The 26,169-nt window shown below is 62.9% G+C and carries 34 protein-coding genes, 1 tRNA gene and 1 pseudogene; 11 read left to right on the forward strand and 25 right to left on the reverse strand.

Features of this window, described 5'->3' with window-relative positions; all coding sequences use genetic code 11:
• Positions 1-38 precede the first annotated feature (38 nt).
• The 4 genes from ABIE41_RS10670 to ABIE41_RS10685 all read right to left on the reverse strand — a co-directional run bounded on the left by ABIE41_RS10670 (position 39) and on the right by ABIE41_RS10685 (position 3,712).
• The gene (locus ABIE41_RS10670) at positions 39-1,340 is read right to left on the reverse strand and encodes an NAD(P)/FAD-dependent oxidoreductase (protein ID WP_192644442.1); all 1,302 of its coding nucleotides are present in this window, start codon (positions 1,338-1,340) and stop codon (positions 39-41) included.
• A gap of 12 nt (positions 1,341-1,352) precedes the next feature.
• Entirely contained in the window at positions 1,353-2,084 is a 732-nt protein-coding gene (locus ABIE41_RS10675; RefSeq protein WP_069057327.1) for an amino acid ABC transporter ATP-binding protein, read from the reverse strand.
• A gap of 26 nt (positions 2,085-2,110) precedes the next feature.
• Positions 2,111-2,773 (reverse strand): amino acid ABC transporter permease, encoded by a 663-nt coding sequence (locus ABIE41_RS10680; RefSeq protein ID WP_192644443.1) that lies wholly within the window; start codon positions 2,771-2,773, stop codon positions 2,111-2,113.
• 183 nt (positions 2,774-2,956) lie between these two features.
• Positions 2,957-3,712 carry an ABC transporter substrate-binding protein gene (locus ABIE41_RS10685; protein ID WP_192644444.1) on the reverse strand — a complete coding sequence of 252 codons (756 nt, stop codon included), beginning with the start codon at positions 3,710-3,712 and terminating at the stop codon, positions 2,957-2,959.
• A 132-nt stretch (positions 3,713-3,844) separates the two neighbouring features.
• Here ABIE41_RS10685 and ABIE41_RS10690 point away from each other — a divergent pair, with 132 nt between their 5' ends.
• On the forward strand, positions 3,845-4,435 hold the full coding sequence (locus ABIE41_RS10690) for a helix-turn-helix domain-containing protein (protein WP_192644445.1): 591 nt from the start codon (positions 3,845-3,847) through the stop codon (positions 4,433-4,435).
• A 6-nt stretch (positions 4,436-4,441) separates the two neighbouring features.
• Here the strand turns inward: ABIE41_RS10690 and ABIE41_RS10695 are convergent, their stop codons facing one another.
• From ABIE41_RS10695 to ABIE41_RS10730, 8 genes are all read right to left on the reverse strand, one after another.
• Positions 4,442-5,425 (reverse strand): succinylglutamate desuccinylase/aspartoacylase family protein, encoded by a 984-nt coding sequence (locus ABIE41_RS10695; RefSeq protein ID WP_192644446.1) that lies wholly within the window; start codon positions 5,423-5,425, stop codon positions 4,442-4,444.
• A 205-nt stretch (positions 5,426-5,630) separates the two neighbouring features.
• Positions 5,631-6,575, reverse strand: coding sequence for an omptin family outer membrane protease (locus tag ABIE41_RS10700; protein ID WP_192644447.1), 945 nt, complete (start codon positions 6,573-6,575; stop codon positions 5,631-5,633).
• Positions 6,576-6,820: 245 nt separating this feature from the next.
• Positions 6,821-7,468: an SOS response-associated peptidase gene (locus ABIE41_RS10705; protein WP_192644448.1), complete on the reverse strand. Its 648-nt coding sequence runs from the start codon at positions 7,466-7,468 to the stop codon at positions 6,821-6,823.
• Between the two features lie 267 nt (positions 7,469-7,735).
• Positions 7,736-8,203 (reverse strand): hypothetical protein, encoded by a 468-nt coding sequence (locus ABIE41_RS10710; protein ID WP_192644449.1) that lies wholly within the window; start codon positions 8,201-8,203, stop codon positions 7,736-7,738.
• Positions 8,204-8,282: 79 nt separating this feature from the next.
• Complete coding sequence (locus tag ABIE41_RS10715) at positions 8,283-8,618, reverse strand: STAS-like domain-containing protein (RefSeq protein WP_192644450.1); 336 nt, start codon at positions 8,616-8,618, stop codon at positions 8,283-8,285.
• On the reverse strand, positions 8,599-9,453 hold the full coding sequence (locus tag ABIE41_RS10720; RefSeq protein ID WP_192644451.1) for a hypothetical protein: 855 nt from the start codon (positions 9,451-9,453) through the stop codon (positions 8,599-8,601). Before ABIE41_RS10720 ends, ABIE41_RS10715 begins: the two co-directional genes overlap by 20 nt.
• Before the next feature lie 837 nt (positions 9,454-10,290).
• Complete coding sequence (locus ABIE41_RS10725; RefSeq protein ID WP_192644452.1) at positions 10,291-11,604, reverse strand: AlbA family DNA-binding domain-containing protein; 1,314 nt, start codon at positions 11,602-11,604, stop codon at positions 10,291-10,293.
• Entirely contained in the window at positions 11,601-12,179 is a 579-nt protein-coding gene (locus tag ABIE41_RS10730) for a hypothetical protein (RefSeq protein WP_192644453.1), read from the reverse strand. Before ABIE41_RS10730 ends, ABIE41_RS10725 begins: the two co-directional genes overlap by 4 nt.
• 147 nt (positions 12,180-12,326) lie before the next feature.
• Between ABIE41_RS10730 and ABIE41_RS10735 the strand changes: the two genes are divergently transcribed.
• From ABIE41_RS10735 to ABIE41_RS10750, 4 genes are all read left to right on the forward strand, one after another.
• Complete coding sequence (locus ABIE41_RS10735) at positions 12,327-12,587, forward strand: hypothetical protein (protein ID WP_192644454.1); 261 nt, start codon at positions 12,327-12,329, stop codon at positions 12,585-12,587.
• The gene (locus tag ABIE41_RS10740; RefSeq protein ID WP_192644455.1) at positions 12,584-12,811 is read left to right on the forward strand and encodes a hypothetical protein; all 228 of its coding nucleotides are present in this window, start codon (positions 12,584-12,586) and stop codon (positions 12,809-12,811) included. The genes ABIE41_RS10735 and ABIE41_RS10740 overlap by 4 nt, the downstream gene beginning before the upstream one ends.
• Positions 12,808-13,182 carry a hypothetical protein gene (locus ABIE41_RS10745; protein WP_192644456.1) on the forward strand — a complete coding sequence of 125 codons (375 nt, stop codon included), beginning with the start codon at positions 12,808-12,810 and terminating at the stop codon, positions 13,180-13,182. The genes ABIE41_RS10740 and ABIE41_RS10745 overlap by 4 nt, the downstream gene beginning before the upstream one ends.
• Before the next feature lie 125 nt (positions 13,183-13,307).
• The gene (locus ABIE41_RS10750; RefSeq protein WP_192644457.1) at positions 13,308-14,039 is read left to right on the forward strand and encodes an SOS response-associated peptidase; all 732 of its coding nucleotides are present in this window, start codon (positions 13,308-13,310) and stop codon (positions 14,037-14,039) included.
• A 46-nt stretch (positions 14,040-14,085) separates the two neighbouring features.
• On the opposite strand, the gene ABIE41_RS10755 is transcribed toward ABIE41_RS10750, so the two are convergent.
• Both ABIE41_RS10755 and ABIE41_RS10760 read right to left on the reverse strand, forming a co-directional pair.
• Complete coding sequence (locus tag ABIE41_RS10755) at positions 14,086-14,781, reverse strand: hypothetical protein (protein WP_192644458.1); 696 nt, start codon at positions 14,779-14,781, stop codon at positions 14,086-14,088.
• 239 nt (positions 14,782-15,020) lie between these two features.
• A complete protein-coding gene (locus ABIE41_RS10760) occupies positions 15,021-15,758 on the reverse strand; it encodes a hypothetical protein (RefSeq protein WP_192644459.1) in 738 nt (245 codons plus the stop codon).
• 191 nt (positions 15,759-15,949) lie between these two features.
• Here ABIE41_RS10760 and ABIE41_RS10765 point away from each other — a divergent pair, with 191 nt between their 5' ends.
• The 3 genes and pseudogenes from ABIE41_RS10765 (at position 15,950) to ABIE41_RS10775 (ending at position 16,964) form a co-directional block, all read left to right on the forward strand.
• Entirely contained in the window at positions 15,950-16,288 is a 339-nt protein-coding gene (locus ABIE41_RS10765; protein WP_210321068.1) for a hypothetical protein, read from the forward strand.
• 186 nt (positions 16,289-16,474) lie between these two features.
• Positions 16,475-16,585 (forward strand): annotated as a pseudogene (locus ABIE41_RS10770) (SOS response-associated peptidase); the annotation flags it as partial.
• Positions 16,586-16,709: 124 nt separating this feature from the next.
• On the forward strand, positions 16,710-16,964 hold the full coding sequence (locus tag ABIE41_RS10775) for a PilZ domain-containing protein (protein ID WP_192644460.1): 255 nt from the start codon (positions 16,710-16,712) through the stop codon (positions 16,962-16,964).
• Between the two features lie 299 nt (positions 16,965-17,263).
• On the opposite strand, the gene ABIE41_RS10780 is transcribed toward ABIE41_RS10775, so the two are convergent.
• The gene (locus ABIE41_RS10780) at positions 17,264-17,551 is read right to left on the reverse strand and encodes a hypothetical protein (RefSeq protein ID WP_192644461.1); all 288 of its coding nucleotides are present in this window, start codon (positions 17,549-17,551) and stop codon (positions 17,264-17,266) included.
• On the reverse strand, positions 17,548-18,537 hold the full coding sequence (locus tag ABIE41_RS10785; protein ID WP_192644462.1) for a hypothetical protein: 990 nt from the start codon (positions 18,535-18,537) through the stop codon (positions 17,548-17,550). Before ABIE41_RS10785 ends, ABIE41_RS10780 begins: the two co-directional genes overlap by 4 nt.
• Between ABIE41_RS10785 and ABIE41_RS10790 the strand changes: the two genes are divergently transcribed.
• On the forward strand, positions 18,536-18,949 hold the full coding sequence (locus tag ABIE41_RS10790) for a hypothetical protein (RefSeq protein ID WP_192644463.1): 414 nt from the start codon (positions 18,536-18,538) through the stop codon (positions 18,947-18,949). The two genes, ABIE41_RS10785 and ABIE41_RS10790, sit on opposite strands and share 2 nt — an antisense overlap.
• Before the next feature lie 458 nt (positions 18,950-19,407).
• Here the strand turns inward: ABIE41_RS10790 and ABIE41_RS10795 are convergent, their stop codons facing one another.
• Positions 19,408-20,259, reverse strand: coding sequence for a hypothetical protein (locus tag ABIE41_RS10795; RefSeq protein ID WP_192644464.1), 852 nt, complete (start codon positions 20,257-20,259; stop codon positions 19,408-19,410).
• 726 nt (positions 20,260-20,985) lie between these two features.
• Here ABIE41_RS10795 and ABIE41_RS10800 point away from each other — a divergent pair.
• Positions 20,986-21,279 (forward strand): hypothetical protein, encoded by a 294-nt coding sequence (locus tag ABIE41_RS10800; RefSeq protein WP_192644465.1) that lies wholly within the window; start codon positions 20,986-20,988, stop codon positions 21,277-21,279.
• 403 nt (positions 21,280-21,682) lie between these two features.
• On the opposite strand, the gene ABIE41_RS10805 is transcribed toward ABIE41_RS10800, so the two are convergent.
• From ABIE41_RS10805 to ABIE41_RS10835, 7 genes are all read right to left on the reverse strand, one after another.
• Positions 21,683-22,219, reverse strand: coding sequence for a GNAT family N-acetyltransferase (locus ABIE41_RS10805; protein WP_192644466.1), 537 nt, complete (start codon positions 22,217-22,219; stop codon positions 21,683-21,685).
• On the reverse strand, positions 22,212-22,403 hold the full coding sequence (locus tag ABIE41_RS10810; protein ID WP_192644467.1) for a hypothetical protein: 192 nt from the start codon (positions 22,401-22,403) through the stop codon (positions 22,212-22,214). The genes ABIE41_RS10805 and ABIE41_RS10810 overlap by 8 nt, the downstream gene beginning before the upstream one ends.
• Positions 22,404-22,544: 141 nt before the next feature.
• The gene (locus tag ABIE41_RS10815) at positions 22,545-22,817 is read right to left on the reverse strand and encodes a hypothetical protein (protein ID WP_192644468.1); all 273 of its coding nucleotides are present in this window, start codon (positions 22,815-22,817) and stop codon (positions 22,545-22,547) included.
• A gap of 2 nt (positions 22,818-22,819) precedes the next feature.
• Positions 22,820-23,323 carry a helix-turn-helix domain-containing protein gene (locus ABIE41_RS10820; protein ID WP_354191927.1) on the reverse strand — a complete coding sequence of 168 codons (504 nt, stop codon included), beginning with the start codon at positions 23,321-23,323 and terminating at the stop codon, positions 22,820-22,822.
• Complete coding sequence (locus tag ABIE41_RS10825) at positions 23,320-23,616, reverse strand: DUF6074 family protein (protein ID WP_354191929.1); 297 nt, start codon at positions 23,614-23,616, stop codon at positions 23,320-23,322. Before ABIE41_RS10825 ends, ABIE41_RS10820 begins: the two co-directional genes overlap by 4 nt.
• Positions 23,613-23,834 (reverse strand): hypothetical protein, encoded by a 222-nt coding sequence (locus tag ABIE41_RS10830; RefSeq protein ID WP_192644471.1) that lies wholly within the window; start codon positions 23,832-23,834, stop codon positions 23,613-23,615. The genes ABIE41_RS10825 and ABIE41_RS10830 overlap by 4 nt, the downstream gene beginning before the upstream one ends.
• A complete protein-coding gene (locus tag ABIE41_RS10835) occupies positions 23,831-24,064 on the reverse strand; it encodes a helix-turn-helix domain-containing protein (RefSeq protein WP_192644472.1) in 234 nt (77 codons plus the stop codon). Before ABIE41_RS10835 ends, ABIE41_RS10830 begins: the two co-directional genes overlap by 4 nt.
• A 379-nt stretch (positions 24,065-24,443) precedes the next feature.
• Here ABIE41_RS10835 and ABIE41_RS10840 point away from each other — a divergent pair, with 379 nt between their 5' ends.
• Complete coding sequence (locus ABIE41_RS10840) at positions 24,444-26,087, forward strand: recombinase family protein (protein ID WP_192644754.1); 1,644 nt, start codon at positions 24,444-24,446, stop codon at positions 26,085-26,087.
• Here the strand turns inward: ABIE41_RS10840 and ABIE41_RS10845 are convergent.
• Positions 26,044-26,120, reverse strand: a tRNA-Met gene (locus ABIE41_RS10845). The two genes, ABIE41_RS10840 and ABIE41_RS10845, sit on opposite strands and share 44 nt — an antisense overlap.
• Positions 26,121-26,169: the final 49 nt, after the last annotated feature.

Below are 26,169 nucleotides of genomic sequence, written 5' to 3' on the forward strand. Positions count from 1 at the left end.
AGATCCGCGCCGGCGGCGGGAAGGCCCGCCGCCGGCGCTCAGGCCGCCTTGTCCTTCATGCCGCCATCGGTGAGGCGGTACCAGGCGATGATCGCCGAGACGTAGAGTTCGTTCAGCGCGTGCAGCGGCAGCGGCGTGATCGGCACGACCGGGAAGGGCAGGCGGCCCTTGTCGCCGGTTGCGATGTAGGCCGCCATCGCCTTGCCCATGGCGCTCTGCAGCCCGACGCCGCGGCCCATGCAGCCGATATCGACGAGCAGGCCGGGCTCGGGCTCGTGCAGATGCGGCAGGAAATCGCGCGTCAGCGCCACCCGGCCGCACCAGCGGAAGTCGAAGGGCACGCCCTTCACCTGCGGATACATCTTGCCGACGACGCGCTCGAGATGGGCCCAGTCGGACGCATCCTTCGGCTCACGGAAGGGGCCGCGGCCGCCCATCAGCAGCCGGTTCTGATGGTCCTTGCGGAAATAGAGCAGCAACTGGCGGGTGTCCGAGACGACCTGGCCCTCGGGCAGGATCGTGCCCGCGACATTGTCGGACAGCGGTTGCGTGGCGACGATGAAGGAGTTCGGCCGGATCACGGTCTGGCGCAGCTTGGGTATCAGGTCGCCGGTGTAGCCGTTGGTCGCGACAACGACGCGCGGCGCCGTCACCGTCGCGCCCTGGGTCGTCCGCACGGTCCAGGTCGCGCCACTGCGCGTGAGCGCTACGACCTTGCTCTGGCCGTGGATGGTGGCGCCGGCTGCTAGGGCTGCCTTCGCCAGCCCGCGCGCATAGGCCAGCGGCTGCACGCCGCCGGCACGCCGGTCGACCCATCCGGCGAGATAGCGATCCGTGCCGAGCAGGCTGCCAGCGGCGTCCTTGTCGAGGAACTGCGCGTCGACGCCGCGTGCTTGCCACTCGGCGGACCGGCGCTTGACCGTCTCGACCATGGCCGGCGTATGCGCGCCCTGAATCCAGCCGGCGCGCCGGTGCGGCACATCCATGCCGTGTTTCGCGATCAGGTCGAAGACGAGATCGGCGGTCGAGCCGACGAAGCCGATCAGGGCTTCGCCCGCGACGGGGCCGAATTTGGCGAGGATTTCGCTCGGATCATATTTGATGCCGGGGATGACCTGCCCGCCATTGCGGCCGGATCCGCCCCAGCCGGGCTCATGGGCCTCGAGCACCACGACCGAGACGCCGGCCTCCGCCAGATGCAGCGCCGTCGACAGCCCGGCAAAGCCGGCGCCGATCACGCAGGCATCGGCGCTGACGTCCTGCGCCAGCGGCGGTGTCGGCGCGGCGGCCGGCGCGGTGGCAAACCAGAGCGAGGGGGCGAGCGGGAAGGGTTCGGCCACGGGGCTTGCTCCTCAGATCGGACGCAGCACGCGGCGCAGGAAATCCTGTGTGCGCGGATGGGTCGGCGCGCTCAGCACCTCGCGCGAGGGGCCCTGCTCGACGATGACGCCGCCGTCGAGGAAGAGCACGCGGTCGGCGACCTCGCGGGCGAAGCCCATCTCATGGGTGACGACGAGCATGGTCATGCCCTCTTCGGCCAGGCTCTTCATCACCTGCAGGACCTCGCCGACGAGTTCGGGGTCGAGCGCCGAGGTTGGTTCGTCGAACAGGATCGCCTTGGGCTGCATGCACAGCGCGCGCGCGATGGCGACGCGCTGCATCTGACCGCCCGAGAGCTGGCCGGGATAGGCGTCCATCTTGTTGCCCAGCCCGACACGATCGAGCAGCTCGCGCCCGCGTGCCATCGCCTGGGCTACCGGCTCCTTCTTCACGAAAATCGGCCCCTCGACGACGTTCTCCAGCGCCGTGCGGTGGGGGAACAGGTTGAAGCGCTGGAACACCATCGCCATCGCCGTGCGGATGCCGACGATCGAGGGCTTGTCGCGCTCGACGCGCTCGCCGTCGATCGTGATCGCGCCGCCATCATAGGATTCGAGCCCGTTGATGCAGCGCAGGATCGTCGACTTGCCGGAGCCGGACGGTCCGATCAGGCAGACGACCTCGCCCCTGGCGACGCTCGCCGTGATGCCCTTGAGCACCGGAAACGAGCCGAAGCTCTTGGTGACGCCGGTGATCTCGATCATCGGCGCGCCCGCAACCGCATGCCTGGTCATCGCCGCGTCCCCTTGCCGAAGCGGCGTTCGAGCCAGCTCACCAGCGCCATCAGCGGCAGGCACATCGCCAGATAGAGCAGGGCGACCAGCGTGTAGACGGTCATGTTCTTGAAGGTCGAGGAGGCGATCAGCGTGCCCTGCAGCGTCAGTTCGGCCACCGTGATGGTCGAGGCCTGCGAGGAATCCTTCAGCATCATCACCATGATGTTGCCATAGGGCGGCAGCACGAGGCGGACCGCCTGCGGCAGGATCACCCGGCGCATGGTCAGGCCCCAGCCCATGCCGATCGACTGGGCGGCCTCGATCTGACCGTGGTCGATCGCCTCGATGCCGGCGCGGAAGTTCTCGGACTGATAGGCCGAATAGGCGATGCCGAGCCCGATGATCGCCGCCTGAAGCGCCGAGAGCGCGATGCCGAACTCGGGCAGCACGAAGTAGATGTAGAAGAGCTGCACCAGGATCGGGATGCCGCGCAGCGTGTTGACGACGATCTTGGCGGTTGTCGCCAGCCAGCCGATGCCGGAGACGCGCATCAGCGCCCAGACCAGGCCGAGCACGGTCGAGAGCGCCAGCGAGCCCAGCGCCACGATCAGCGTGAACTTGATGCCCTGCAGCAGCAGCGGCAGGAACTGGGTGGCGTCGCGCAGGAATGTTTGCATGCGGTTCTTGGCGGTGGTTCGAAAGGATGTCGCGGCAGTCCGCCAACGACGGCACGTCATCTCGGGCGAAGCGAAGCGAAGACCCGGGATCCATTCCGGAACCGTTCCGGCATGGATCCCGGATCGGCGCCGCTTCGCGGCTTGTCCGGGATGACGGCTTTAAGGGTGGCTTTTGCTACCGAATTACACGAGGCCCCACTTGGCCAGGATCTTGTCGACCGTGCCGTCGGCCTTGAGCTTGGCGAGGCCGGCATTGATCTTCTTCAGCAGTTCGCCATCGGTCTTGCGCACGCCGATGCCGACCGAGCCGGAGATCACGGGCTTGTAGGACTTGACGATCCGGACCTTGGGGAACTGCCCCTGCGAGAGGTTGTAGGCGATGATCGGCAGGTCGAAGACGGCGGCCTGAACGCGGGCGGCGTTCACATCGGCGAGGATGTCCGGCAGCGTCTTGTAGAGCTTGACCTCCGAGAACAGGCCCGAGGTCTGCAGCTTGTCGACATAGGCCGTGCCGATCTGCACGCCGATCGTCTTGCCCTTGAGGTCTTCGAGGGTGACGTAGTCCTTCGTGTCGGTGGCCGGCACGATCAGGCCCTCGCCATAGGTGTAGATCGGATCGGAGAAGTCGATAACCTCCTTGCGGACCGGGGTGATGTACATCGCGGCGGCGACGATATCGACCTTGCTGCCGGTCAGGGACGGGATCAGCGTCGAGAACTGCATGCCCTCGACCTCGACCTTGAAGTCGGAGACGGCGGCGATCGCCTTGATCAGGTCGACCATCACGCCTTCGATGGTGTTGGTCTTGGTGTCGAGGAAGGTGAAGGGGCTGCCGGTCGGCGTCGAACCGACCTTCAGCACCGCCTGCGCCTGCGCCGGAGTGAGCCCGGCCGCGAGCGCGCTGCCTGCCAGCATCGACAGAAAGGTCCGACGTTCCATCGCAAAATCCCCCGGTTGCGCATGTGGCTGAGTTGCGCGGTAATTTTCATCTGCGTGAAGATACGAGCATAGGACAAACTTGTCGGCAAGCGATTTCACGTGCATGAAATAGCGGCGACGAATGGAGCCTTCATGAGCAGCCCTGCCGCCACGCCGTCCCGGCCGGAAGTCGATTCTGAGATCGGGGCCGGCCTGCGCCGCCTGCGCCGCGAGCGCCGCCTCTCGCTGGTCGATCTGTCGGGCCGGACCAATCTCTCGATCGGATTCCTCAGCCAGATCGAGCGCGGCAAGTCCTCGCCGACCCTGCGGGCGCTCGCCAGCATGGCGGATGCGCTGGGGGTGGGAATCGGCGATCTCTTTCCCAAGGGCGGCGAGGGGGCGGGGCCGCAGACCGCGACGATCGTGCGCGCAGGCGGGCGCAGCGAGCTGCAGCTCTGGCGCTCCGGCATCCGCAAGCAGCTGCTGACGCCGCATAGCGAGGGCGCCAAGCTCAGCCTCTATCTGGTCGAGATGGAGCCGGGCGCCAGCACGGGCGACGAACTCTACACCCATGGCGGCGAGGAAGCCGGGCTGGTGATGAGCGGCGCGATGAACCTCAGCGTCGAGCACGAAAGCTGGACACTGCAGGAGGGCGACAGCTTCCGCTTCCTGTCCTCGCGGCCGCACCGCTTCGCCAATGCGGCTTCGGGCGAGACACGGGTTCTCTGGGTGAACTGTCTCTGAAGGCGCTCAGAGCGGCCGGCGCGGGCTCGCCACGCCGAAATGGCAGATCGGCTCGCCGGGCTTGGCCGTGGCGCTCGGAAAGATGACGAAGCCGTCGCTCGGCGCGGTCACGGCGGTTCCATTGGCACGCTTCGCCAGCAGGGCGCCTGCCGGGACGCGGTCGCCGGTCTTCCAGCCCTCCGCCACCCGGTCGCCCTCCGCCTCGCAGATCACCACCTCGGTCATCTGGATCACGCAGGCGAGCGCCGGCGCCGGGGCGGGCGTGTCGATCAGGCCGAGATGGGCGAGCGTGTTGCGGATGGCGGCATAACCGATCTCGACGGAAGCCGGATCGTCATGCTGCCCGCATTCCAGCGTCACGCCATAGCCGCCGGCAAAGCGCATGAACTCGGTCGTGCCAAAACCCTCGGTGACCGACAGCGGCGGCAGGTTCAGCCGCTCGCGCGCGGCGATGATCTGGACGTAGTTGTCGAGCCAGCCATGGATCGCGACGGGCACGCCGAGGCAGGCGGCGAGCGCGAGTTCCGCCGCGCCGTGCCGGAAGGGTTCGAGCGGGCCGGTGTTGTCCTCCGGGCCGAAGAAGACGAAGGGCTCGCCCTCGCCACGGAAGGAATGGACGTCGAGCAGCACCTCGTGCTCGCGCAGCAGGGCGCAGAGCCTTCGGCCGATGCGGTCCTCGTTGTCGACCGGCTGCAGCCGCTCGCGCAGGTCGCGGTTGAGGTTGCGGTCTCCCTCGCGGGTGTTCTGGCGATAGGCCTTGGGGTTGGTCACGGGCACGAAGGTAACCTCGCCGCGCGCGATCAGCAGCCGGCCGGCCCGGCAATCCTCGACGATGCGCGCGATCGCCTTCGGGCCGCAGCTTTCATTGCCATGCACGGCGCCGAGCACGAGCAGCTTCGGCCCGGCCTGCAGGCCATGGAAGCGGATGCTCTCCAGCGGCGCGGCGTCGGCGGCGGGAACGGTCCAGGTGGTGTCGGCGGCGGCTGTCATCGGTGTATCCGGCGGTTGCGAGGCTGGCGCCGGAGCGCCGCTGTATCAGGGCAGCCTCACTCGCCAGGTGCGTCGCTCCGCAGAAGAGGGAGGCTGCCAAACGATTCAGAGGTCGCGTGAGAAGGTCGCATACCGCGCCCCACAGCGGCCTGCCTATTCATTTCAGTCCAGCTGCTCGCGAGCGGGGCCAATTCCAACGTGTGCGTCAGATCTTTCCCCTGACCCCAAGTGAGACGTTCAACGCCTCGGCATCCGCACCTGCGCCCGGCTTCGGGATACGCGCAAACTGGCCGCTGGCGGCGTCGTAGATCCGAGTGCCGCCCTTGGCTTCGAAGTATTTGGTGTAATCGACGCGGCCGACGATCGAGAAGGCGGTTGTGAGAGGGTACTCGACCGCGAGATTGGCGCCGATCATGGCAGAGGGCGCGAACTTCTCCGTGAAGAGCGTGTAGCGTAACGCGTGATAATCCCGGTCACGGCCGAAGCTGGCGGGGCTCCCATAGACTTCGGCCGATAGTGACAGTGTCTCGCCTCGATAAGTGGTTCCAAGCCCAAGATAGGGCGTATCCCATTGTTGCCGATAGGAGATGCCCAACCGGCTCGGATCGAAGCTTCCGACCGCGTCGCGAAACCCATTCTGCGAGTAGACATAACTGCCGCCATAAGCCCGGTACTTGATGTCATAGTGGCGGAAACCGGCCAGGGCGGAGATTGCGAAATCCCCGCCGTCGATCACCCGATAGGCTACGCTCACATCGGCTTGCCATGCCTTCGGAACGCGGGTGTCGGGGTGCAGCGACTGGTGGCTCCAGGAATCGTCGCCCTCGTAGCCGAAGAGCCAATCCCGGTCGCGCATGTCGGCTTGCGACGCCACGGCTGCCCAGAGGCTGCCACGGAGCACGACCCCGTCGAACGGGCGCACGGCTGCCCGACCGCCCAGCGTCATCGCCTGACTCTTCCAATCGAGCTGGCTGATCTTGCTCCGGCTCAAAGGATCATAGACGTTTTCTGTTGAAACACTCCGCAGATGCCCGATGGACGGCGTGAAGCTGAACATTTGCTCGCTTGCAGGGCCCGTCGATGTGCCCGGATCGAAGCCTTGTGCCAGCGTCGGTCCTGACAGGAGGGCGAGCCCGGCGAGCGTCGTCAACCATCCACTTCGACTCACCATCATCCATCTCCCGGTTCGAGGGCGATTGGACGCAATTTGTCTCAATAAACGATTAACCATACTTGGAGCGTCGATCTGACGTCTTCGCGCGGCGGCAATTCGGTCTGCTGTCACTGCGGATGAGCTTGTTTGGGCGCCGGCCAGTCAGTATTTCACTCTTTTCGCTCGACGCGTTTCAAGATGTCCCAAGCGTCTCATGACTCCTGCGCCGTGCTGGAACTCTCCTATTTGCTCCCGTCCTGCTTCACCCCGCGCGCGACGATCCGGAGGGCGCCGTCCGGGAGGGGACGCTGGAGCGCGCTGGCGTATTCCCACGGCGCGGTCATCCAGGTCTCGCAGGCCTCGGGCGTCGTCAGGATGACCGGCATGGCCTTGGGGTGGATCGCCTGCACCTCGGCATTGGGATCAGTGGTGAGGAAGGCGTAGAGATCGGACGAGACCGGCCCCTCCTTCAGCTTGCGCACGCTGGTCCATTGCGGCGTCCAGATGCCGGCGAAGAACGCCGTCGGGCGGTCCTCGCCGAAGGCGAACCAGATGTCGCCGCCCTCGGCCTTGTTGAACTCGCTGAAGGATGTGAAGGGCACGAGGCAGCGGTTCTGGATGCCGAGCCAGCGGCGCCAGTGCGGGCTTTTGGTGTTGCGCACATTGGTGACGCCGGGGTCGGTCTTCTTGCCTTCGAGCGCGAAGACCGGCGAGGGCAGGCCCCAGCGCGTCAGCGCCAGCGTCGGCGTCCCGCCCTCGTTGCGGATGACCGGCGCGGCATAGTCGGGGAAGATGCCGGGCTGCGGCACGATTTGCGCGGCGACGTCGAAACCGGCGAACAGCCGGCGCATCGCCTCGACGTTGCGGGTGTGGCTGTAGAGGTTGCACATCCCTCGACCCTCTGCCCGGCCTCACGCCCGATGCGGGCGATCAGGGGCGCCGTATGAATGTGATCGGAGGTCTGAACTCTGACGACGTGGATCGCCAAGATCCGTTGGTAGCGGGAGAGCGTTTCGCGCAAAACCCCCACGGTGAGAACGCCGTTCTTTTCGGGTCCTTCGCGGCCTAGCGATAAAGCCCAGAACGCAAAAAAGCGCCCCGCATGGCACGAAGCCGACGGGGCGCACGGCCTCAATACGGGCTTGCAACTCAGAAAGTCAGACCCGACTTCTCTTTCGAGCTATCGCCACATCGCCGCGCTCTGCGGCAGTCTGAATACGATCCGCGCGTTGCCAAACAAATCGCCACCACCCCCGAAGCGTCAGGGCGTTGGCGACTTCCTCTTGAACCATCACCCGTATCGAAGCGCCTAACCGAATAATCTGTTCTGGAAGGCTCGGCCGCGGCTCTTTCGTTTCGGAGCCAAACTCCCCGCCAAGAGCCATCACGGTCATTTCGTTGAGAAGCTCTTCAATTTTGTGTGCCTCAGGCTCGTCTAGGCGGTCGCCAATCGTCGGCCACATACCGTCGATGACGGTGTTCATTCCCAACAGCCGCGCTTCCTGAAGTTTGATGTTAGCCCGTTCGTGAGCACCCTTGCGGCCAACCTCGGCCCAATAGCTGGCTGCTTCATCTGAAAATTGTTGAACCGCTGCCGATAACTCATTCGTCCGCGAGAGCCACATATCGCGTCGGTATTGCCATAAGCGCAGTGCGCCTGTGGTTCCAAAACCTACAAGCGCGCCGGCTATAAGTTGGACAGGCTCAAACGGCACGCGCCGAGACGTTACCAGATGCTTGCTGCATCATTTGCCAAATCATCGCTGGATAACGAGCAAACTGGCGGCTTCTTGCTTCGATTTTTAGCCGCTTCTCAAGATCCGGCAGTTTGAAGCCGTCTCGCAGTAAGCCACCAAATGCCTCCTCAAGAAATGAAGGAGGAAGACCTCGGACATCATCCAAATCGACGGTGACAACATCTGCTCGCTGCAACGCGGGAACAAGCTTTTCTTCGCGAAAAGCTTGCCCATTCCAAGCGCCGTCTGTCCGATAACGGCCGCCCGGATAGGGACTAAAGTCGCTAGCGATTTTGATCATCATCTAGCTGATCCGCCGAAAAACTCATTCGCCAGACGACCAACGTCCCCCCAACCGCTTCGTTCCGGTTGAAGTGACGGCTAGGCCTACCAGACGTTTTTCGATACTCGCCACAGCGGCTGTAAATTGCAAGCTCTCCGTTGTCGCAGCGGTTAACTGCATCCTCAATTGCGTGGAGGCCTTTGCCGCGAGTTGCCAAGTTTGTGCGGCTTTTGCCGACTGTCATGGCAGCCCGGATCGCGGTGCCGTCGCTGGCCATGTCCTCGAAATCGGGATCGGTCCGGAACGCTTTTCTCCAAAACGCCGATAGCTCACCGAAACGCTTCCAAAGCGGCAACGTGGCGGGGATCGAGACGCCCTGATCGTACACAATTACGCTGAACTCGCGTGTTTCCCGGTTGACGTATCCGGTCATCCACCAGCCCGGCACATGGGGTGGTTCAAAATCATGGGTCTCAGGATAGGCGTGGTGTCGTGTGTTCGTTAGGGCCTCGATAATCGCCTCATACAGAGGCGCGTCATTCAGCATCGCCGCAACGCCGAGTTCTTCAAGAAGTTCGCTAACTTTCTCCCCCGATGCTTGATTGCCAGCGCGCATCTTCAATATCGAAAGATGGTCGATATTGAGTATTTCTGAGGATGTTGGCTCAGTGCCTGCAAGGCTCAAAAAACCGACTGCATCAAGCACCGCTCTTACGTCGGGATCCCAACTTTCGATGTTAACCGCTCTCGGAACCCAACTTCGTCCGCGGCTAAAGCGATGGTATTCGCTAGCAATTATTAGAGCAACTGCGGGACTGATTTCCTTGATTGTTGCAAAGTCCCAGAAGCTGCGCATAGTGGACGGGGGCCGGTCGCCGAGGCTCCTTTTTGCTCGTCTCCCTCTTCTGGTCGAAGATACGCGGTAAGACTGAAACAAGCCCTCTCGAAGAGCCCTCAGGAAACGCGTGGTTTCTAAATAATTCTTGGCTAAAGAAAGAACCGTCGGCGCGGCTCTCGGTTTGCCAATTAGGCGAGAGCGTGAAGTCTTTCCGTTGCTGTATACTGTGACCTATCGACCTTCATGATCGCGCCAGAAATCAGACCCAAGTATGTTTCTCAATTTACGATTTATTTTATGAAGCAGCTTGCGCTTAAGGCTTAATTTAGCGTGACGAGTATTCCATTTAATTCTCCCGCCTCTGGTTTTCTTCAATTCGGCACCAAGAGGCTGTCGTCGGAGGGCATCCGAAGCGTCGAGTAGGGTGTGGTCGGTCATCGTATCAGCGGTCGGATGCAACATCCTACAGGGGATCGATTATTCGCTGTGGATCGCTCATGTCCCTAAGCCTGTGCGCGGCGCGGGCCTTTGTCTCCGGCCCGAAGCCCGCTATCGCGGGAGAGTGGCGGATGCGCTGCTCAGGTAGGCCGAGGTCGCCGGCGGTCTGCTTGATCCCGCCGGCCTTCCAGCCCGACCCTTTAGGATTAGTCGGCGTCTTTGAATTCGCGCCAACTTGGCGCGAATTTGCATGGTCCGCCTCCGCAACCCGCTTCCGCGCGTCCATCATCTCAACCCTCCGAGCGATAAGCTTGGCCTCCTCGATCCCGCTGATCTCGCGGCGCTCCGAGTTCTCGTCGATCTGAGCGACCAAGCCGTCGATAACGGCCTTGGCGGCGGCTGCCTACGGCAATTTGGTCAAGAAGCAGGGCGATACCCAGCGAAAGCCGCCTCGAAATTGATTGTGGAGGAAGCGAACTCTGTCAGGCCAAACGCATGCCAAACTTCACTTTCGAGGCGCCTATAACTTTCATCGAAGGATGCCCGCGAGGTGAGAAGGATTGGGCCAATCTCGATTTTCGGCAGCATTTTCCCCGACGTGTCACCCCCCCACGCGTAAGCGCTGGTGTTTCCGCCGGTCACCTCACCGTCCGCTATGAATTCAACATCCAGTTCAATTGGAACATCGGGTCTTCCCGCGTCTCGTCGTAAGCGGTCTGCCGCAATCATCATTTGACCGCAGAGTGCCGCATACCAGCCCGGATGGTGGAAATTGACAGGGGCGTCCGGATTGGCACCGGGCATTCCCGGCTTAAAGCCAATCAGCGATAGAGTTCCATCGTCGCGGACTGCCCAGCGGCCGGGTCCCCGCGCTGTATACCAAGCGCCATGCGCGGTGCGGGTCCAGCCGCTTCCGAAGGAGCCGTCCCCGAATGGAGCGCTGGCATTCGGCGCGATCCTCGACAGGCTTGGTCGAAGCGACTGGCGCAAGTGGTCAAATGGAAATGGAGAGATCGAGAATGCTTGTTGAGGTATCGCGGATACTCTCAAAAATAAGCCTCGCGTCTGTGGGTGAACGGCCGACCCATTGCTGTCGATGAGACCTAAACTCAGCTTGCGCTCAGGCCAACTGGCCATTTCCTGAGAGTGCTCGGCCCTTATCTCGCGAACCCTTTGCTGGCGGGTTCTAGCGTCCCAAAACACCGATTGGAGATCGCGCATTGTCATGGCTTCGCAGGATGTTCCGCGCCGTACGTATGCTGCCGGCGGGCGTCCAATCCCGTGAGGCGCAAGATCAGAGGCAGGCACGGCGATGATTACCGCCCCTGTGTTTTCTGTCTCGGGATCGAGGATCGTCTTGATCTGAAAGCCGCCGATTGGAGGATCGACGATCGAGCGGAGCGCTTGCTCGAATTGCTCAGCGAACCTTTCGCAGCGGGGCAATGGCGCCAAAGAGGCCGCCTTGCGTGGCCGATCCTGCGTCTCCGCAATGCCGATGATCAGTCGGCCCCCATAAGCGTTCGCCAGTGCGACTACTTCGGCAGCGAGTTCATCGCGCGTAGAGTCAGTGATTAGATCGCGCCCACCATACCAAGGATGATCCTTGCCGTTCTTCTCCGGCAAGAGCCCCTTGAATTCGAACATGGCGTCTTCTGCGACGCCACTGGCCGCGAGCGCAACAATGTCGTCCCATGTGATGGCGTCGAGCGGTTTGGTCCTGATCTCGGTCACGGCTTCATCTCAAGAAATGCTTTCACCGGCCCGTGCCAAATCGGAGAAGAAAAGCCCCGGCTGAGATGGGGGATCATAGTGGCGAGCGCTGACCCCGAAGGCGTCTCATATCGGCCGATATGCCGCTTTGCACCGGCAAGATCGACGTCCTGCCCCGGGCCGAGATCAAAGTTGGGCATGGCGTCCCACAGACCTTTGCCCGTCGCGAGAACATGGGTCGGGTCGATCTGTCGAAGGACCATCTTGAACGCAGGTGCCGAGGCTTGGAACTGAGCCCACGTTGGGCGATTTCGTAGGTCGCCGACGTTGACCTGAACGAAGTTGTAGAACGCGATGCCTTCGAGGTCGGCTGCCTTGTCGATCTGCCAGCGCTCTTTTCCGGTGATCAGTCGGGCGGCGGTCGTGAGATACCGAACCGCCCATCCGCCGGATTTCCATTCAGCGACGACGCGGTTCGTCGAGCCCGGTTCAGGATCACGCGTCTCGTCGCCGCCGTAGTGGCTCTCGCCGAGAAGCAGTAGGCGGACGGGCTGGTCGCGGTATCGCGACCCGACCCACGGTTCGAAGATGATCATGATGGCTCCGGATTAGGTGTTGCAGCAGTCTCTCCGATCTCGCCTGTCACGCAATGGGTGTAGCATCGCTTTTGCACAATCTTGGCGCGCCGTTGACAGCGTTGTGAGGGTCGTGATGTTCTTACTTCGTTCTCATCGGAGGGGCCAATGCCCGCGATAACCTACTACGTCGCCTTGCCTATTATGATGGGCGAGGAAGGCGATCTTTTGCCCGGCGAGCCCGTTGAGGCGCTGAACGCATGGCAGGCTAAGAGCAGGGCTGCTGGCCTTGCCATCCATCATGCTGGCGCAATTGCGTTCTCCCGCTGCGGCGACCCTATGTCAGGCGAATTCGAGCCTGCCGTCGTCATCGCAACCTTCGGCTCGATCCCGACCAATCTTTCCGATCTGATGGGCTCGGCGTCGTGAGCGCGCAGCGCGCGTCTGCGCCGGCTATCGACCCACTCGTCATCACCTACAAACAGATCGACGCCGCGTTGCATGAGGTCGACGGCGATCCGCGAGAGGCGATCCGCAATCTGTTGCCCGATCTTGCCGTGATGGCTTTGGACGGCGATGCCGCGTCGTCGCGGGACGTCAAGGGGCGGTTCTCTTCCGGGGCTCGCCGCGCTCAGGCTGCCGATGCGATATGAAGCCGCCCGATGCCGGCACGCCGCTGGTCCGATATCCATGGGTCGTCGTTCGTTTGCGCTGCCACGTCTGCCCGCGAAACGCCGACGTCCGTCTCGCGGCGCTGGCCGCCCGATACGGCCATCGCGTACCTGTGCGCTCGGTGCTGCACGGCTTCATGGGCGGGTGCCCCTGGAACCCGCACACGGAGCTGCGTAAGCCGCAGAAATACGGTCACCGCTGCGGTGCCTACCTTCCCGACGTGGGATCGGGCCGGCCGCCCGATCTGCCCCCCACGATGTCGGGCCTGACCTTGATCGAGGGTGGCAAGGCCGACATGCTTCCGGCCGAGCCGGCGCCTGCCCGGCGACGGGTGGGGGGCGAGGATGAATGAGAGCGACGAGGATCCTCCACCGGACCGGACAAGCCTGCTGACCGTCGCAATCCTGATGCTCGCCTTCATGATTGCCGTCTCTTCATGGTTTCGCGGGTGGCGACCCTTCTGACGGGAGTGGACGGATGTGCAATCTCTACAGCCTTACAAAAGGGCAGGCCGCGATCGTGGCTCTGACGCGTGCAATGCGCAACACGACGGGCAATCTGCCGCCGCTGCCGGGCATCTTCCCCGACTACCCCGCGCCAATCGTCCGCAACGCGCCCGATGGCGTGCGCGAACTCGCCATGGTGCGGTGGGGCATGCCGTCATCGAAGAAGGCCATTCTGGACGCCGCAACCAAGCGGGCCAACAAGCTCCGCGCGAAAGGCAAGGATGTCGATTTCGACGCGCTGCTGCGATTGGAGCCTGATGGCGGCACCACAAACGTTCGCAACACGGCGAGTGCGCACTGGAAGCCGTGGCTCGGCGTCGCCAATCGATGCGTCGTGCCGCTGACGTCGTTCTCTGAATTCGACCACGGCTCGAAACAGGACGTTTGGTTCGCGCTGGCGCCGGAGCGCCCGCTGGCGTTCTTCGCCGGGATCTGGACGTCGCAATGGACCGGCGTCCGCAAGATTAGGATCGGCATGGAGACCACCGACCTGTTCGCCTTCCTGACGACAGAGCCGAACCGCGAGGTCGGGGCGATCCATCCCAAGGCGATGCCCGTGATCCTGACCGAGCCGGAGGAGGTCGAGACGTGGCTGACGGCGCCATGGGAGCAGGCAATAGCGCTTCAACGCCCGCTGCCCGATGGCGCTCTCGTCGAGGTCGCCCGCGGCGTGAAAAAGGATGGTGCCGAGGCGACGCTCTAGCAACATTCTGCAGTCCTGCGAGGCTAGTCGCTGGTAATAGCGATAGTCAAAGCGGCACCGCTTTTCGCTTACCGAAAACCCGCTGCATTGGCGAGGGCGTCGGTGCTGGAAATGCTGAAGGCGGCGCCAGCGGCGTCTGACGGTTAGGATCTTTGACCTCGGGTGCTCCCAAAGGGGCATCTACTGGGAGATCGATCACGAGACGGACGAGCCGCTTCAGCGACATCGCGTCATGAACATACTTCATCTTGAAGTTGAAGCGATGCTTGCGATCATCGATCCGGAATATGTCATGATTGTCATCGAACTGAACGACACCTTCGAGATCGATAATATCGGTGTCTACGTCGCCAATATAGTATAAATTCTTTGTAGTTAGAATAATATTGCCAACGTCTACTGATTTTTTGTAACTTTCTCTAACCGATGTTCCTTCCGTTGCGCCCAGTCGGAAGGAGACGCCTTTCATCATTCTTATCGAGACGCCGCGCGATCCTGCGACAAATCGGCGACGTTGAGCCTGCTCTATCTCCTGAACGTTGTTGTAAAACCAAATCGGCCGTTCGTTATCTTGCAATACAAGCGAGAGATCGGGGAATGCGACCCGGGGTATGCGACCGGCCATGAGAGCTGCTGTAACGCTAGCTAGCCCTTCGCTCATAGCGTCGAGCCGCTCTTGGCATTCTGGATGTATATCGTTGAAGTACCCGGCTTCTATGAAACAATGCTTGCAGATCGCCACTGTTACCTCCCGGCCTGTAGGAAAGCTCTATCAGGCCTCGGTTTACGCCTGATGAAGGTACTTCAGAGATAGCCGGCGGCTCTGGTAAGCAAGCAGCGACTTTACCATCGCGCGGGGGAGGGTGGTGAATGATGGGGCGAGACCCCGCTCGACGGGCGCGCACCTTCGTTTCGGGCGGGAGGGCAGCAACCCTGAGAGAACGCACTAGGCTTGGCCGGGGACGCCGAGGTCGCCGGAAGCTAGACGGACGCCGCTTTGGGAGCGGTGGCCTTTGAAGTCCGATAGTCTGGACCATTCAATCGGCCCATCTTGAGCCAAATGAGAGGTAGCCGCCTCCCGCAGCCGAACCCACTCCGACCGCGGGTTGTCCCGCTCAAGCGCCGACAGCTTGCTCCCCGGAGGGCCTCGCGCGAGCTCTGAGCAACCTGCTTGCTGACCTGCCGGGCGATCTCGTTCGGATCGCCGCTGCCGGTCTGGACGTGAACGGTGACGTTGCCGCCCCGAACGCTGCTCAGCGGGTTTGCGGGAGGCACCGCCAGGGAGGTCGGCGCCGCGTCGTTGGGGTTCATCCGGACCGGGACATCGACGCCCGCCCCGAACAGGGCCGTGATCCGAGACATGAGGGTCTGGCCCGCAGCCTCGACCGTTCCCGAGTTGACGCGGATCCCGCCGGCAATGGCATCGGGGATGTTGCGCCCCGCTTCCGTGCCCGCGTCCAGCCCCGCTCCGTCGAGAGCCGCGACCTCGCGGCGTGTCTCAAGGATCCGCTGACGCGCGGCCTTGGTTGCCGCCTTCCGACGACGAAGACCGAAGTTGTGCTCCTGCCCCGGCTTGGCGTTGTCGCGTGTCACGCCCGGCTCGGCCGGCTTGTAGTCGTTGGTGATGCTCGCGACATCCGCTGCGACCCCTTCCGGAGCGGCCGCCGCCGCGACGCTTCCAGCGGTGATCGCCCCCGCTACAGGAGTAACCTTCTTCAAAGGATCAGCGACAGAACTGGCGGCGAGCTTGACCGGCTCAGGGTGGCGCAGTTGATGGTCGAGCGTGACGCTGCGGCGGCATGATTACCGTCAGCCGGGCGCTAACGTCGATCCGAATTCAGCCTCGACAAGGGCCATGCGTATCTCTACGTCAGCCGGCGTCGCCAATATCGGCGAGAATGGAGCTTTTCATGTTTCGAACTCTCGTTATAGCGGCTGCGGTCCTCGCAGCGCAGGTGGTCACGAGCGCGCATGCTCAGAGCGACTACCCCTTTAAGCTTCACAATCGTTCGCAAGGCTGGACCATTACGGGCTTCCAAACGTTTATGGACGGCGGCTGGAGCACGAACTGGCTGCAGGCGCCGATCCCTGCAGGCAGCACAGCCAACATGGATTGGAAGAGCAATGCAGGCTCGTGCACCGTGCGTTTCCGCGTACAGTGGAAGGACTACGATCCGACCGAGCACCGTGCTGACTTCTGCAAGCTGAAGAACGTCTACATGCTGAACGAAGGCATTCGTACCGATTGATCGCTCAGATCTTGACCCGCCCGTTAATCCCGCCCCGCCGCGCCCACGGCGGGGTTTTCTGTTTCAGTCCAGATCAGAGCCTATAACCGTCATTTCTGAGCCTGTGAGCCACCACCACATCCATAGGGCCAGCCATACGGCGCCCGTGAACCATGGCAGGCTGATCAAGATGATGAGGATGCCGGGATCTTGACCGAGCCGGAGGAGCTAGAGACGTGGCTGACGGCGCCGTGGGAGCAAGCGAGGGCATTACAACGCCCGCTGCCCGATGGCGCCCTCGTCGAGGTCGCTCGCGGTGAAGAAGGACGGCGCCGACGCGCCGCTCTAGCGAGGCTGGCGGCGGTTTCCGATCGATGTAACCCGTCGCATTTGATGTTCCGGATGCAGCCTTCCTTGGGGGAGGGAGTGCTATCCGTCGCCGATGGATCTCGAAACGAAACGCCAGTTTCGCCGCGTTCGGATGGTCGAGCCCGCTCACATCATCGCAGCGGGCTCGGCACGCGCGTATGCGAGCATGCTGATCGACCTGTCGGCCGGCGGCGCGCGGCTGCGGGTCTCGAAGCCATTTGCGGTGAACGACAAGATCAGGGTCAGCTCGACCGCGCTCGGTGGCGAGCGGGAAGCTGATGTCGTCTGGTCCGACGCCACCTCGATCGGCGTACGGTTCAAAACGTAGCGACGGTCATCCGATTAGCGGCAACATGGGCGTGCAGTAGAGACGACATCGCCACCAATATCGAATGCCATGGCTGCGCGTATAACAGATGGGGAGTCTTCGCCATGGCTTACCTTCGCCGATCTCTGCGTTAATGCAAGGCGCCGATCGCCGCTGTCCCCAATGAACTGGCGCGGCGCTTTGGCGCCGCCGCCGTCAAAGGCTATGCGAAGTTGGTGTCCGTGAAAGCGCTTCGAAGGCTCACGGATAGCCATCGCTGCCATCCAAAAAGTAAAGCCCGGCGAGCCGGGCGGGCGGGGTTAGTTTACGCTGGCGGCGCGGGCCTCGGCGATGCGCTCGGCGATCGCATCGTCCAGAACGGCGCGAGCCCTTGGGCCGAGGATCTCGACTTGCCGGATTTCGAGCCCGGCAAGGCCATAGGACCGGGTCAGAACCGCGGCCTCGTCATCGGCTGCGGCAGCCCGTTTGAGGTCGGCAAGCTCGCCACGCGAAGGCCGGCGGACCAGCACGGTGCCGCCTAAGGTCTCGCGATCCACGACCAGAACAGTCTCTGGCAATGAGACCGCGATAAACAGCGCCCCCATCACGCCGCCTCTGCCGTTGCCGGCAGGCTCAGTTCGAACCTGTCGCGCGTAGCGCTCGCCTCGATCGGGACGGCGCGATATTCCGTCACGGGCTCGGGCGCGTTGACCGCCGCCGCTGCCGCCGAAACGGGGCGCTCGGCCTCGTCGAGGAGAGCGATGATCGCGGCGTGTCCGGCGAAATATCCGGGTGGAGAATAGGTTCCGTCCGACAGCCGGAGGCCGGGGAGATGCAGGTCTCGCATCTGGGGGGCGACCTGCCCTCCTACGCCGGGGCGCTTGACGATCTCGATCAACTTCACGCGCTCGTAGGGGATTGAGGTATGCTCGACCGATCCGCCGCCGATCGGGCGCTGCACCATCATGACGGCGCGGTCGGTGCCGGTGACCTTAAGTTTGGCTTCGTCCTCGATCGAGACCGGGAAGCGCGGGTCGCCGCCGGACTGCACCCACCGCTCGACCTTGGTTTCGCTGATGACTTCGGCGTGCTGCCAAGGAATTCCGCGCACCGCGATCTCCGGGTCTCCGATCGGAGCAGCGCCCTCCGGCAGGTCGGCGTTCGCGGCTTCGGCCAGTGCCTGCGCGGTCTCAAGCTGCCGGAGTAGGCTCCGCAAGGTCGCGATTGCGGGGGTGTATTTCGACCGCAGCGCCTTTGATGCGGCCTCCGCTGCGGCCTTAGCCGCGTCGTAGCGGGCCTGCCGCTCGACCTCTGCCTCGGCGGCGCGGGCGGAGGCCAGGCGCTCCACAAGGCGGTCCCGAGCGGCGGTCAGGTCAGTGAGGTTTTCGGCGAGAGCCGTGATGGTCTGGCGGACATCCGCTGCAGCGGCGTCGCCGAGGAGAACCGCATCGGCACGCCGATCATCGGCGGCAGCGAGGGCGGCGCGCGCCTCCACCATCTTCACGTCGAGATGGTCGATAGCGGCGGCGATCGTGGCGGCGGACGGCGGCGCATGGGGCGCAGAGGTCAGCATTTTTCGGATGGTGGCGAGCATGGTCGGTTCCGTAGGTTTCCGGGAAAGAGTGAAGGACGAGGGGACGTCATGTGTCGCTCTCGTCGAGAAGGTTTTTCAGCAGGATAGGCTCGCTCAGGAGGAGCCGAAGAAGGTGGAGCGCAAAGTCTCCGGGCGCGGCCTCTCGCTCGGCCGCGGCCTCTTCGAGCCGACGCACATCCGTGTTCGTGCAGTCTATCCGAACGGCCTTCGGTCGGCCGAACGGCCGCACCATTTCAACACCTGCGTCGCGGAGCATGTCGCGAACGCGGCGCGGCGTTGTGCCGCCGAGAACCTCGGCGATCTCGGTCGCATTTTTTCCCTGACCGGCAAGGTAGGCCGCGCGGATCTTCTCAGGGCCCGCGTAAATTCGATTACGTCGCGAGGGGGTAGCGCCTTGCGCTGGGTGAGCTGAGTTAGCGGCTTGCACAGGACGCCCTCGGGGTTTCGGCCGTGGCGCGGCTCGATCCTGTAGGCTTGTTGGTCCTCGATGAGCAAAAGGAGTTCCGTCCAGTCTTCCGATTGAGATCTACAAGCAAAGGATGTCCCCTCGGTGGTCGCTGGCGGCAGATGGTTCCGCCGCCAGCGCTAGCGTCCCGCGTGCCGTGGTAAACCGGCGATCCACTTGTCAGGGATGCGTCACAAAAACCGAATTAAAAAATCGGCTCTCGATCCGATTTCATCGCATTCGCATCATTCTGTTGCTTTGTTCTCAATCGTTACCAATTTTTGTAATTGTTGCGTTAGCCTTCAATATGATCGATGTGCTGTCTGATCACTATCGGTTTTGATCTGACAGCGGATCGGCTGGGGCGAATGATCCCGGCTCAGATATTGGCTGAGCCCAATCAGGCGGCTTCCGATCCGCTGCGGTCACTCAATCGCCAAACTGAGGACGGGACCATAGGCCCGCTCTAACAGCGATCCGCCTATTGCGTTGAGCATCTGGTCCAAGAAGCATTCCAGAAACATCAGGTGCCCCAGAGTGACTTGGAGCGGTTCGGCCTGTTTGAATGAGAAGACGTTTGACGGCACGCTCGCTGAATACTCGGCGAGTTCCGAACTCACTTCGCCCACTCCGTGCGTGATGAGGTTGCGAAGCTCTCCTACCGCCTGGATCGTTTTGCACCAGTCGCTGACATCGGTCAGTTTGTAGTCGCTCGGGCGCTTGAGGCCGCCGTCGCGATACAGGCTCGCGAATACGGTATGGAGACCGTCGTATCCACGTTTGCGCCTCCACTTCGAAAGCCGATCGGCCCACGCCCCCTCCCACTGCTCAGCCGCCGCTGGGCCAGCGTTACGCTTCTTATAGGCGCGCCTCAGCTCTCGAAATTCCTCTCCCCGCAGTAGCCGCTCAGGATTATCGTTCCAAAAAATGAGATAGAACTCGAAGACGATCTCCTCGAAGAGCCCGTAGAGGTCAGCAAAACCATAGGCCGCCAGCAAGGGCGTCGCGAGCTCGTAGTTCCGCGCCGTGTCGAGGGCGGTCCATGTGTCGAGCACACGAACCTCAGTCTTTCCTGAGCGGTCCGAACGTAGCGATTTCGTCTCCAAGGCAAGCTCTGGCGCCGCGGCGTAGCGATTTCGGGCCACGTGCATCGCGTTGATGGTGATGGCCCAACGCATGTAGACGTCGCGGACATCCGCTCGCCATTCCGGCACCATCGCCGAGGCCTCCGCCAGCCAATGCGGGGTGGTGTCACCCCCTGCTACTACGATCTGCAAGCTTGGTTCAACCTTCCGTCCGGGCCAAATGGTGTGAAGGTGCTTCTTGAAACCTGCCCGTCTGCGTAGACTTTCTGACACGTGGTCCCCCTGGTGCTTCTTGCGGCTTTGGCAGCCGCTCCGTTCACGACGCGCTCTACAGCCGGCTCAAAGGAAGAAGCACTGCCGGATTGAGGCTCTCCTGCCTAGGGCGGAGGCGACTTCGCAGACTTTCCGCTTACGGCCGGCTCCGGACCCAGCGACGGGCTCGGCTGAATGTCCGGTCGGCGCCCGGCCGATCTGGGCGGTGTTTTGCTCGAAGGTCTTGCCGCCGCGCTCGACGAAGCGAGGCTGCATCTGGGGAACTTCCCCAGATAGGCGAGGCCGCAAGGCAGAGACCGTCTTGTGGTCTACCGAGCACCGCCGCGCGATCTCTCGGTCGGACCACGTCGCCCACTCGGGATCGTCGAGCAGCCGTGTCACGGCCCGCCGCTTGTCCGCGTTGGTACGCCGGAGCCCGTGCGTCGCATTGGCGCCGACAGCGAAGAGGATCGCGTCCCGGAGCCCGACGGGCTGAACCGCGACGTCGATCTCCCCGATCGCAGCCGTGAGGGCTGCGGCGTGACGGTGGAAGCCGTCCGCGATCCAATAGGTCGAGCCGTCACAGGCGGGGCGATCACGGTGTTTGCATTATCAATCGAGCGTAGCGCATGCAGAGGGCAACTCTGATTAGGAAAGGCGCACCGTATGACGATCACGGCGAAAAGATCAGGTTTAACAGCATTGACTTGGTCGACAGATCCATCCCGGGTCGGACTAAGCGCGCCCGGTCCATTCGAGGATCATCCAGGTCATATTCGCCTCGATTTTTCGATGCCTTCCAAAGGCGGCGGGATTACGCAAGTCCGGCTCGAAATCACGGGAGAAAGCTTTGAGCGACTGGCGATCGCGATGATCAAGGTTGACCGTGAGGCGGCGCTCCGGGCCTTCGGATCTGCCCTTCTTCAACAGCCGGCACCGGTCGAGATCTACCCTTTCTGAGGGCGCGCGGCTGGTCAAAATTCCACGAGGGGCGGTTGGAAATCCTTGGTTGATTTCCGAATAGGAGGTGCGGAACAGGGCTTTTCAAGCGGTTTTCCAACCGGCTGTTCGGAAAAGCAAAGTCAAGACGAAAAAAACGGTGTTACGCTCAAAACTTGGGGCCGCGAGACCCGCGCCCCCCTCCCCCCTTCGGGAGTACCTTTTTTGCATGGACCCCTTGCCTGCCGATCACCCCGCCCTGCCACACAGGAGGCTGTGCACGGGCGCGGGGGCGCTGCGGCTCCCGGCTCGGGGTCAAGGCGCGCGGTCCTACACGGCCTTCTGTGTGGCTCGCGCCGCGTCGAGCGGGGAGGGCCGGGGAGGCGAGGGGTCATAGGTCGAGGAAGTTGAGTGATGGGACCAGTCAGACTGCGTCGCGGGCGGCTTCGATGAGCGTGCGGGTCGGCACGAGCATCCGCTGCTCATCCGTGCTGTCGTATTGGAGGAACGATCGCTGACCGTAATACTCGACCAGCCATGGCTCTGCTGCACGCAGCTTGACGGCAGGAAACGCGACCACATCGGCAAGCGCGACGGCGCGCGTCAGTGCGTCAGCGAGCATAAGTGAGCCCAGGCCCTTGCGCTGGATCGAAGTGCTGACGGCAAGGTAGCCGATACCGAGGGCAGGGAACGGGTCGGTGAGGCGAACCCCGGCGATTGGCTTCGGCCGGCGAACCGTGACCACTTCCATCAGCAGCGAGTAGAGCGCGACTAGCTGTTCTGAGCCTTCCTCATAGGCGCAATAGACCCGTCTGAAACCCTTGCAGTGCTGATTATAGGCTTCGCGTTCGATCCAATGATCGATTTCTGGGTAGCCGCAAAATTGAGTGAGCCGACCCGGCTTGGCTCGGATCGGCTCAATCTTGAACTTCGATAAATCGAGCGCGGCTTCGTCAGCCACGCTTCGATTGGTGCTGGTTGTGGACGCGGAACAGCTCGCCGAGCTTCGACGGGACATCTTTCCGCTTCTCATAAATCTTTCCGAACGCCTTCCATGAGGCATTCTGCTCCTTGACGATCACAAAGCGACCTGTCGCGGCGTTCCGGCCGATTTTGCCTGACGTAGATTTTGGTGAGTGTGCCATCTGTCCCTCGCAGCCGAAACATAGTTCCGATAGCAATGATGGTCCACACCGGTTGAGGAATTTGTTGCAAGCTATGTGAGGAACGCAAAGTCGCATTGCTTTGTCGCGGGCTCGCCTCGGGGCGAGACCCGCGTAGCGTCATCAAGGCGAAGCCGCGCGCCACTCCTGAAGATACGCAGGCTCCTCCGGTAAGGCCTCATGCTCGTCATCGTCGAAGTCGTATTCGTCGGTGGGGTCGAAGCACTCTGCGAACTCGGCCAGCTCGGCAGCGAGGTCATCGTCTGATTGTGTTCGCCAGCCTGTGCTTTCGAGATCCGGCCGGAGCGGGGCACGCGCCTCAAGCGCGTGTTCCCGCGCATCTGTTTTTTGAAGCTCGCCGGTTGGAAGAATGTCCTTAGGGACATTCTTCCCCATGGTTAAATCATGGTTAGCCCCCCTTTTTTGGGGGGGGTTAGACCCCCCGTTTCGGGGAGGGTTACCTCCTTTTTCAGGGGGGGTAGCGTTCTTGCTCGACCCCCCCCTTTTTTGGAGGGGGGTGTGCTGGGACCGAGATTGCCGACTTTGGCGTCCTCGGGGTGCAGAAGAAACGAGCCTGAACTGCTCGACGAAATTCGGGAGATGCAGCCTGCTGCGACCAAAAGTCTGATCGCTTGCCGAACGTTCTCCTCTTTGGTGCGGACCTTGGCAGCGATGCGCGCGATTGATGGATGACATCGACCGGATTGAAAATTGTAGTGGTCGATGATCACGAGACCGATCAGCCGCTCCAATGGCGTGATCCGCAGGCCGGCGATGACCAGCTTAAGCTCCCCAACTTCTTGCCGTGTCCAAAGCCGATCGACCGGGGCAGGATCGTCAATCACTCGATCCGCAAATGACGGGCTGATCGCGCGGCCGACTTTTTGAAGTGATGCGCTCATGCCGAGCCATCCCGATCGCAAAGATCGTGACGCCACAACTCCGCCCGCACGCGCCCCTCGAATGCCCCGAGCTGCTCCCTGACCTGTTCGATGCTGAAGCCCTGTTTCAGCATACGCTCTTGGATGCGCTTCAAGGCGTGGATGATTTCCAACTCACCGCGCGTCAGATTGACGGCGAGGACCCGGCTGGCAAGGTGCTCGATATCACACCGTCGCGCAGCGAGCGGAAAGGCGATCATTTTCGCGCTGGGCAGGTCGGCGGGGAGGTGGAGCGTCTTCGGCTGTCTCATCATCGGGTGCTCCTGTGTGTAAGGGGTACGGACGCGGCCGCGCCGCCGGCTAGTTCAAGCTGCCGCTCGAAATGCGCGAGCAGATACCTCGCACGCTCGATCTCGGCGGGGGTTGGTCCCCGGCGGCCGCGGTCGAGCGCCAGCTCGGCGGCCTCGGTTAGCGTGTCGAGCCGTTCCCGAGCTTCGGCGATGTCGCTGTGGATCTTGAGGAGCGCGCTCATCGCGAGCCACCGTCGAGGACCGTAGGATCGACTTCGAGACGCTTGGCGGTGATGTACTCGGCGAGCGCCGATCTGTTCACGCGGAGGGATCCGCAGACGCGAGCACTGCGAAGGTCGCCGCGTTCCAACATCCGGTAGACGCTAGCCGCGTTGAGATCGAGAAGTGCAGCGATCTCGGAGACGCGGTAGTTTGGGCGCCTCAGCGCCCTAAGGAGATCATTCGGTTCCAACGTCTCGGTCCTTCATGAAGGCCGAGCGTCATGCTCGGCCTGACGATAGAGACCGAGCGCGGCGGCGAACGGTCAGATGGTGCCCGTCGCGCAAGCGCGTCGCCGAGGCAATTTGTCCATCCAACCGGTTGTCGCCGGTGTTGCAGATTTAACGTGCGTCGCGGCGGTAATCAAGTGTTGACAGTGCGCGTGGCCGTCCGGCCTAGTTGCCTAAGCGCCTCAGACGGCAGTGTTTTTCCAAATCGACGAGGGCAGGAGCCATGGCGAGAGCGACCCCACCTCAACCGCTGATCGACTTCGTTCGAGCCCTCTCGCGCGCCGACGCCGCACGGGACGCACATGCCTTCGTCCCAGCAGCACAAAGCGAAAGGATTCCTGCATGGTTCGCGATCTTCGAGTTGGAAACCGCACTGCAATCTACGCGCGATACTCGACTGACCAACAGAGCGATCGGTCCGTGGAAGATCAAATCGCGCTGTGCCGAGATTATGCAAGCGCTCGCGGCTTAGTCGTCGTAGCCGAGTATTCCGATCGCGCGAAGACCAGCGCGTCAATGGTCGGCCGCGAGGGCATCCTAGACCTTCTAGCCGACGCCAAGGCAGGCCGGTTCGACGTCGTGATCGTCGAGGCGCTCGATCGCGTCTCCCGCGATCAAGAGGATCTCGCAGGCGTCTTCAAGCGGCTCACCCACAACCGGATCAGCCTCGAAGCCGTTCACGACGGCGTCGCCGATGCGGTTCAGGTCGGGCTCCGGTCCTTGATGGGCTCCATCTTTCTGACCGACTTGAAGCACAAGACACGCCGAGGAATGGCAGGCGTCGTGCGTGACGGCCGAAGCGCGGGCGGACGGGCCTTTGGCTACCGGCCGATCGCGGGCCGGCCCGGCGAGCTGGAGATCGTCGAGGAGGAGGCGGCCGTGGTCCGCCGCATCTTCGAGGACTTCGTCGGCGGATCGGTCCCGCGCGACATTGCGGCTCGGCTCAATCAGGAGGGCGCCCCAGCGCCCCGCGGCACGAACTGGAACGCCTCAACCATCAACGGCAATGCGGAGCGCGGGAACGGGATCCTGCTCAATGCGCTGTATGACGGCCGCCTGATCTGGAACCGCGTGACCATGGTCCGCGACCCCGACACGGGCCGCCGGATCTCTCGCATTAACCCAGAGGCCGAGTGGCAGCACGCCGAGGCCGAGCACCTCCGGATCGTTCCGGCGGACCTCTTCGCAGCCGCGCAGGCGCGCAAGAAGGACCGCAAGGCGGCATCGTCGCAGGGCGCGATGATGCGGCGGCCGAAGCGGCTGCTCTCCGGCCTCACCCGCTGCGGCTGCTGCGGCGGCCCGCTTGTGATCCACGACAAGTCAGCCGGCCGAGACAGGCTCCGGTGCAGCTCCAACACGGAGAGCGGCCGCTGCTCCAATGGCCGGCGCTACCACCTCGACCGGATCGAACGCGCCGTGATCGAAGGGATGCAAGCCCAGCTCGAAAACCCTGTCCTGATCGAGGAGTACCTGAAGGTCTATCGCGAGGAGCGGCGAGCCCAGATCGGCGACGCGACGCGCAACAGGACCAAGGCGGAGCGCAGGCTCGCCGACGCAAAGGGGCAGATCGATAGGCTCATCGACCTCTACGCGCGCGGCGTCACGTCGATCGAGAGTGTCGAGGAGAAGATCGGAGAGCTGCGCAGGCAGCAGGCCGACGCGGAGCGCGACCTTGCCCTCGCGGCGGCGCAGGTTCCCGTGGTCGAGCTGCATCCCGGTGCGATCGCAGCCTATCGGCGCAACATCGATACCCTCGCGGCCCGCCTCAAGGCCGCCGGTAGCCTCGCCAATGTCGCGACAGAGGCGGCGCTCGTCGATGCGTTCCGCGCCACGATCAGCCGGATCGTCGTCCGGGATACCGCCGATGGGGGATATTCTGTTGATGTGGTCGGGCCTATCTCGGCCCTGACCGGAGAACGCGCCCCCGATGTGGGGGTACGAGTGGTAGCGGGAGAGGGACTTGAACCCCCGACACGCGGATTATGATTCCGCTGCTCTAACCAGCTGAGCTACCCCGCCCCAATGACCGGCCCGCCCAAAGGCTGCCGTCCGTCGGAGGCCGCGATAT

It is taken from the genome of Bosea sp. OAE506 (genome assembly GCF_040546595.1).
GTDB lineage: Bacteria > Pseudomonadota > Alphaproteobacteria > Rhizobiales > Beijerinckiaceae > Allobosea.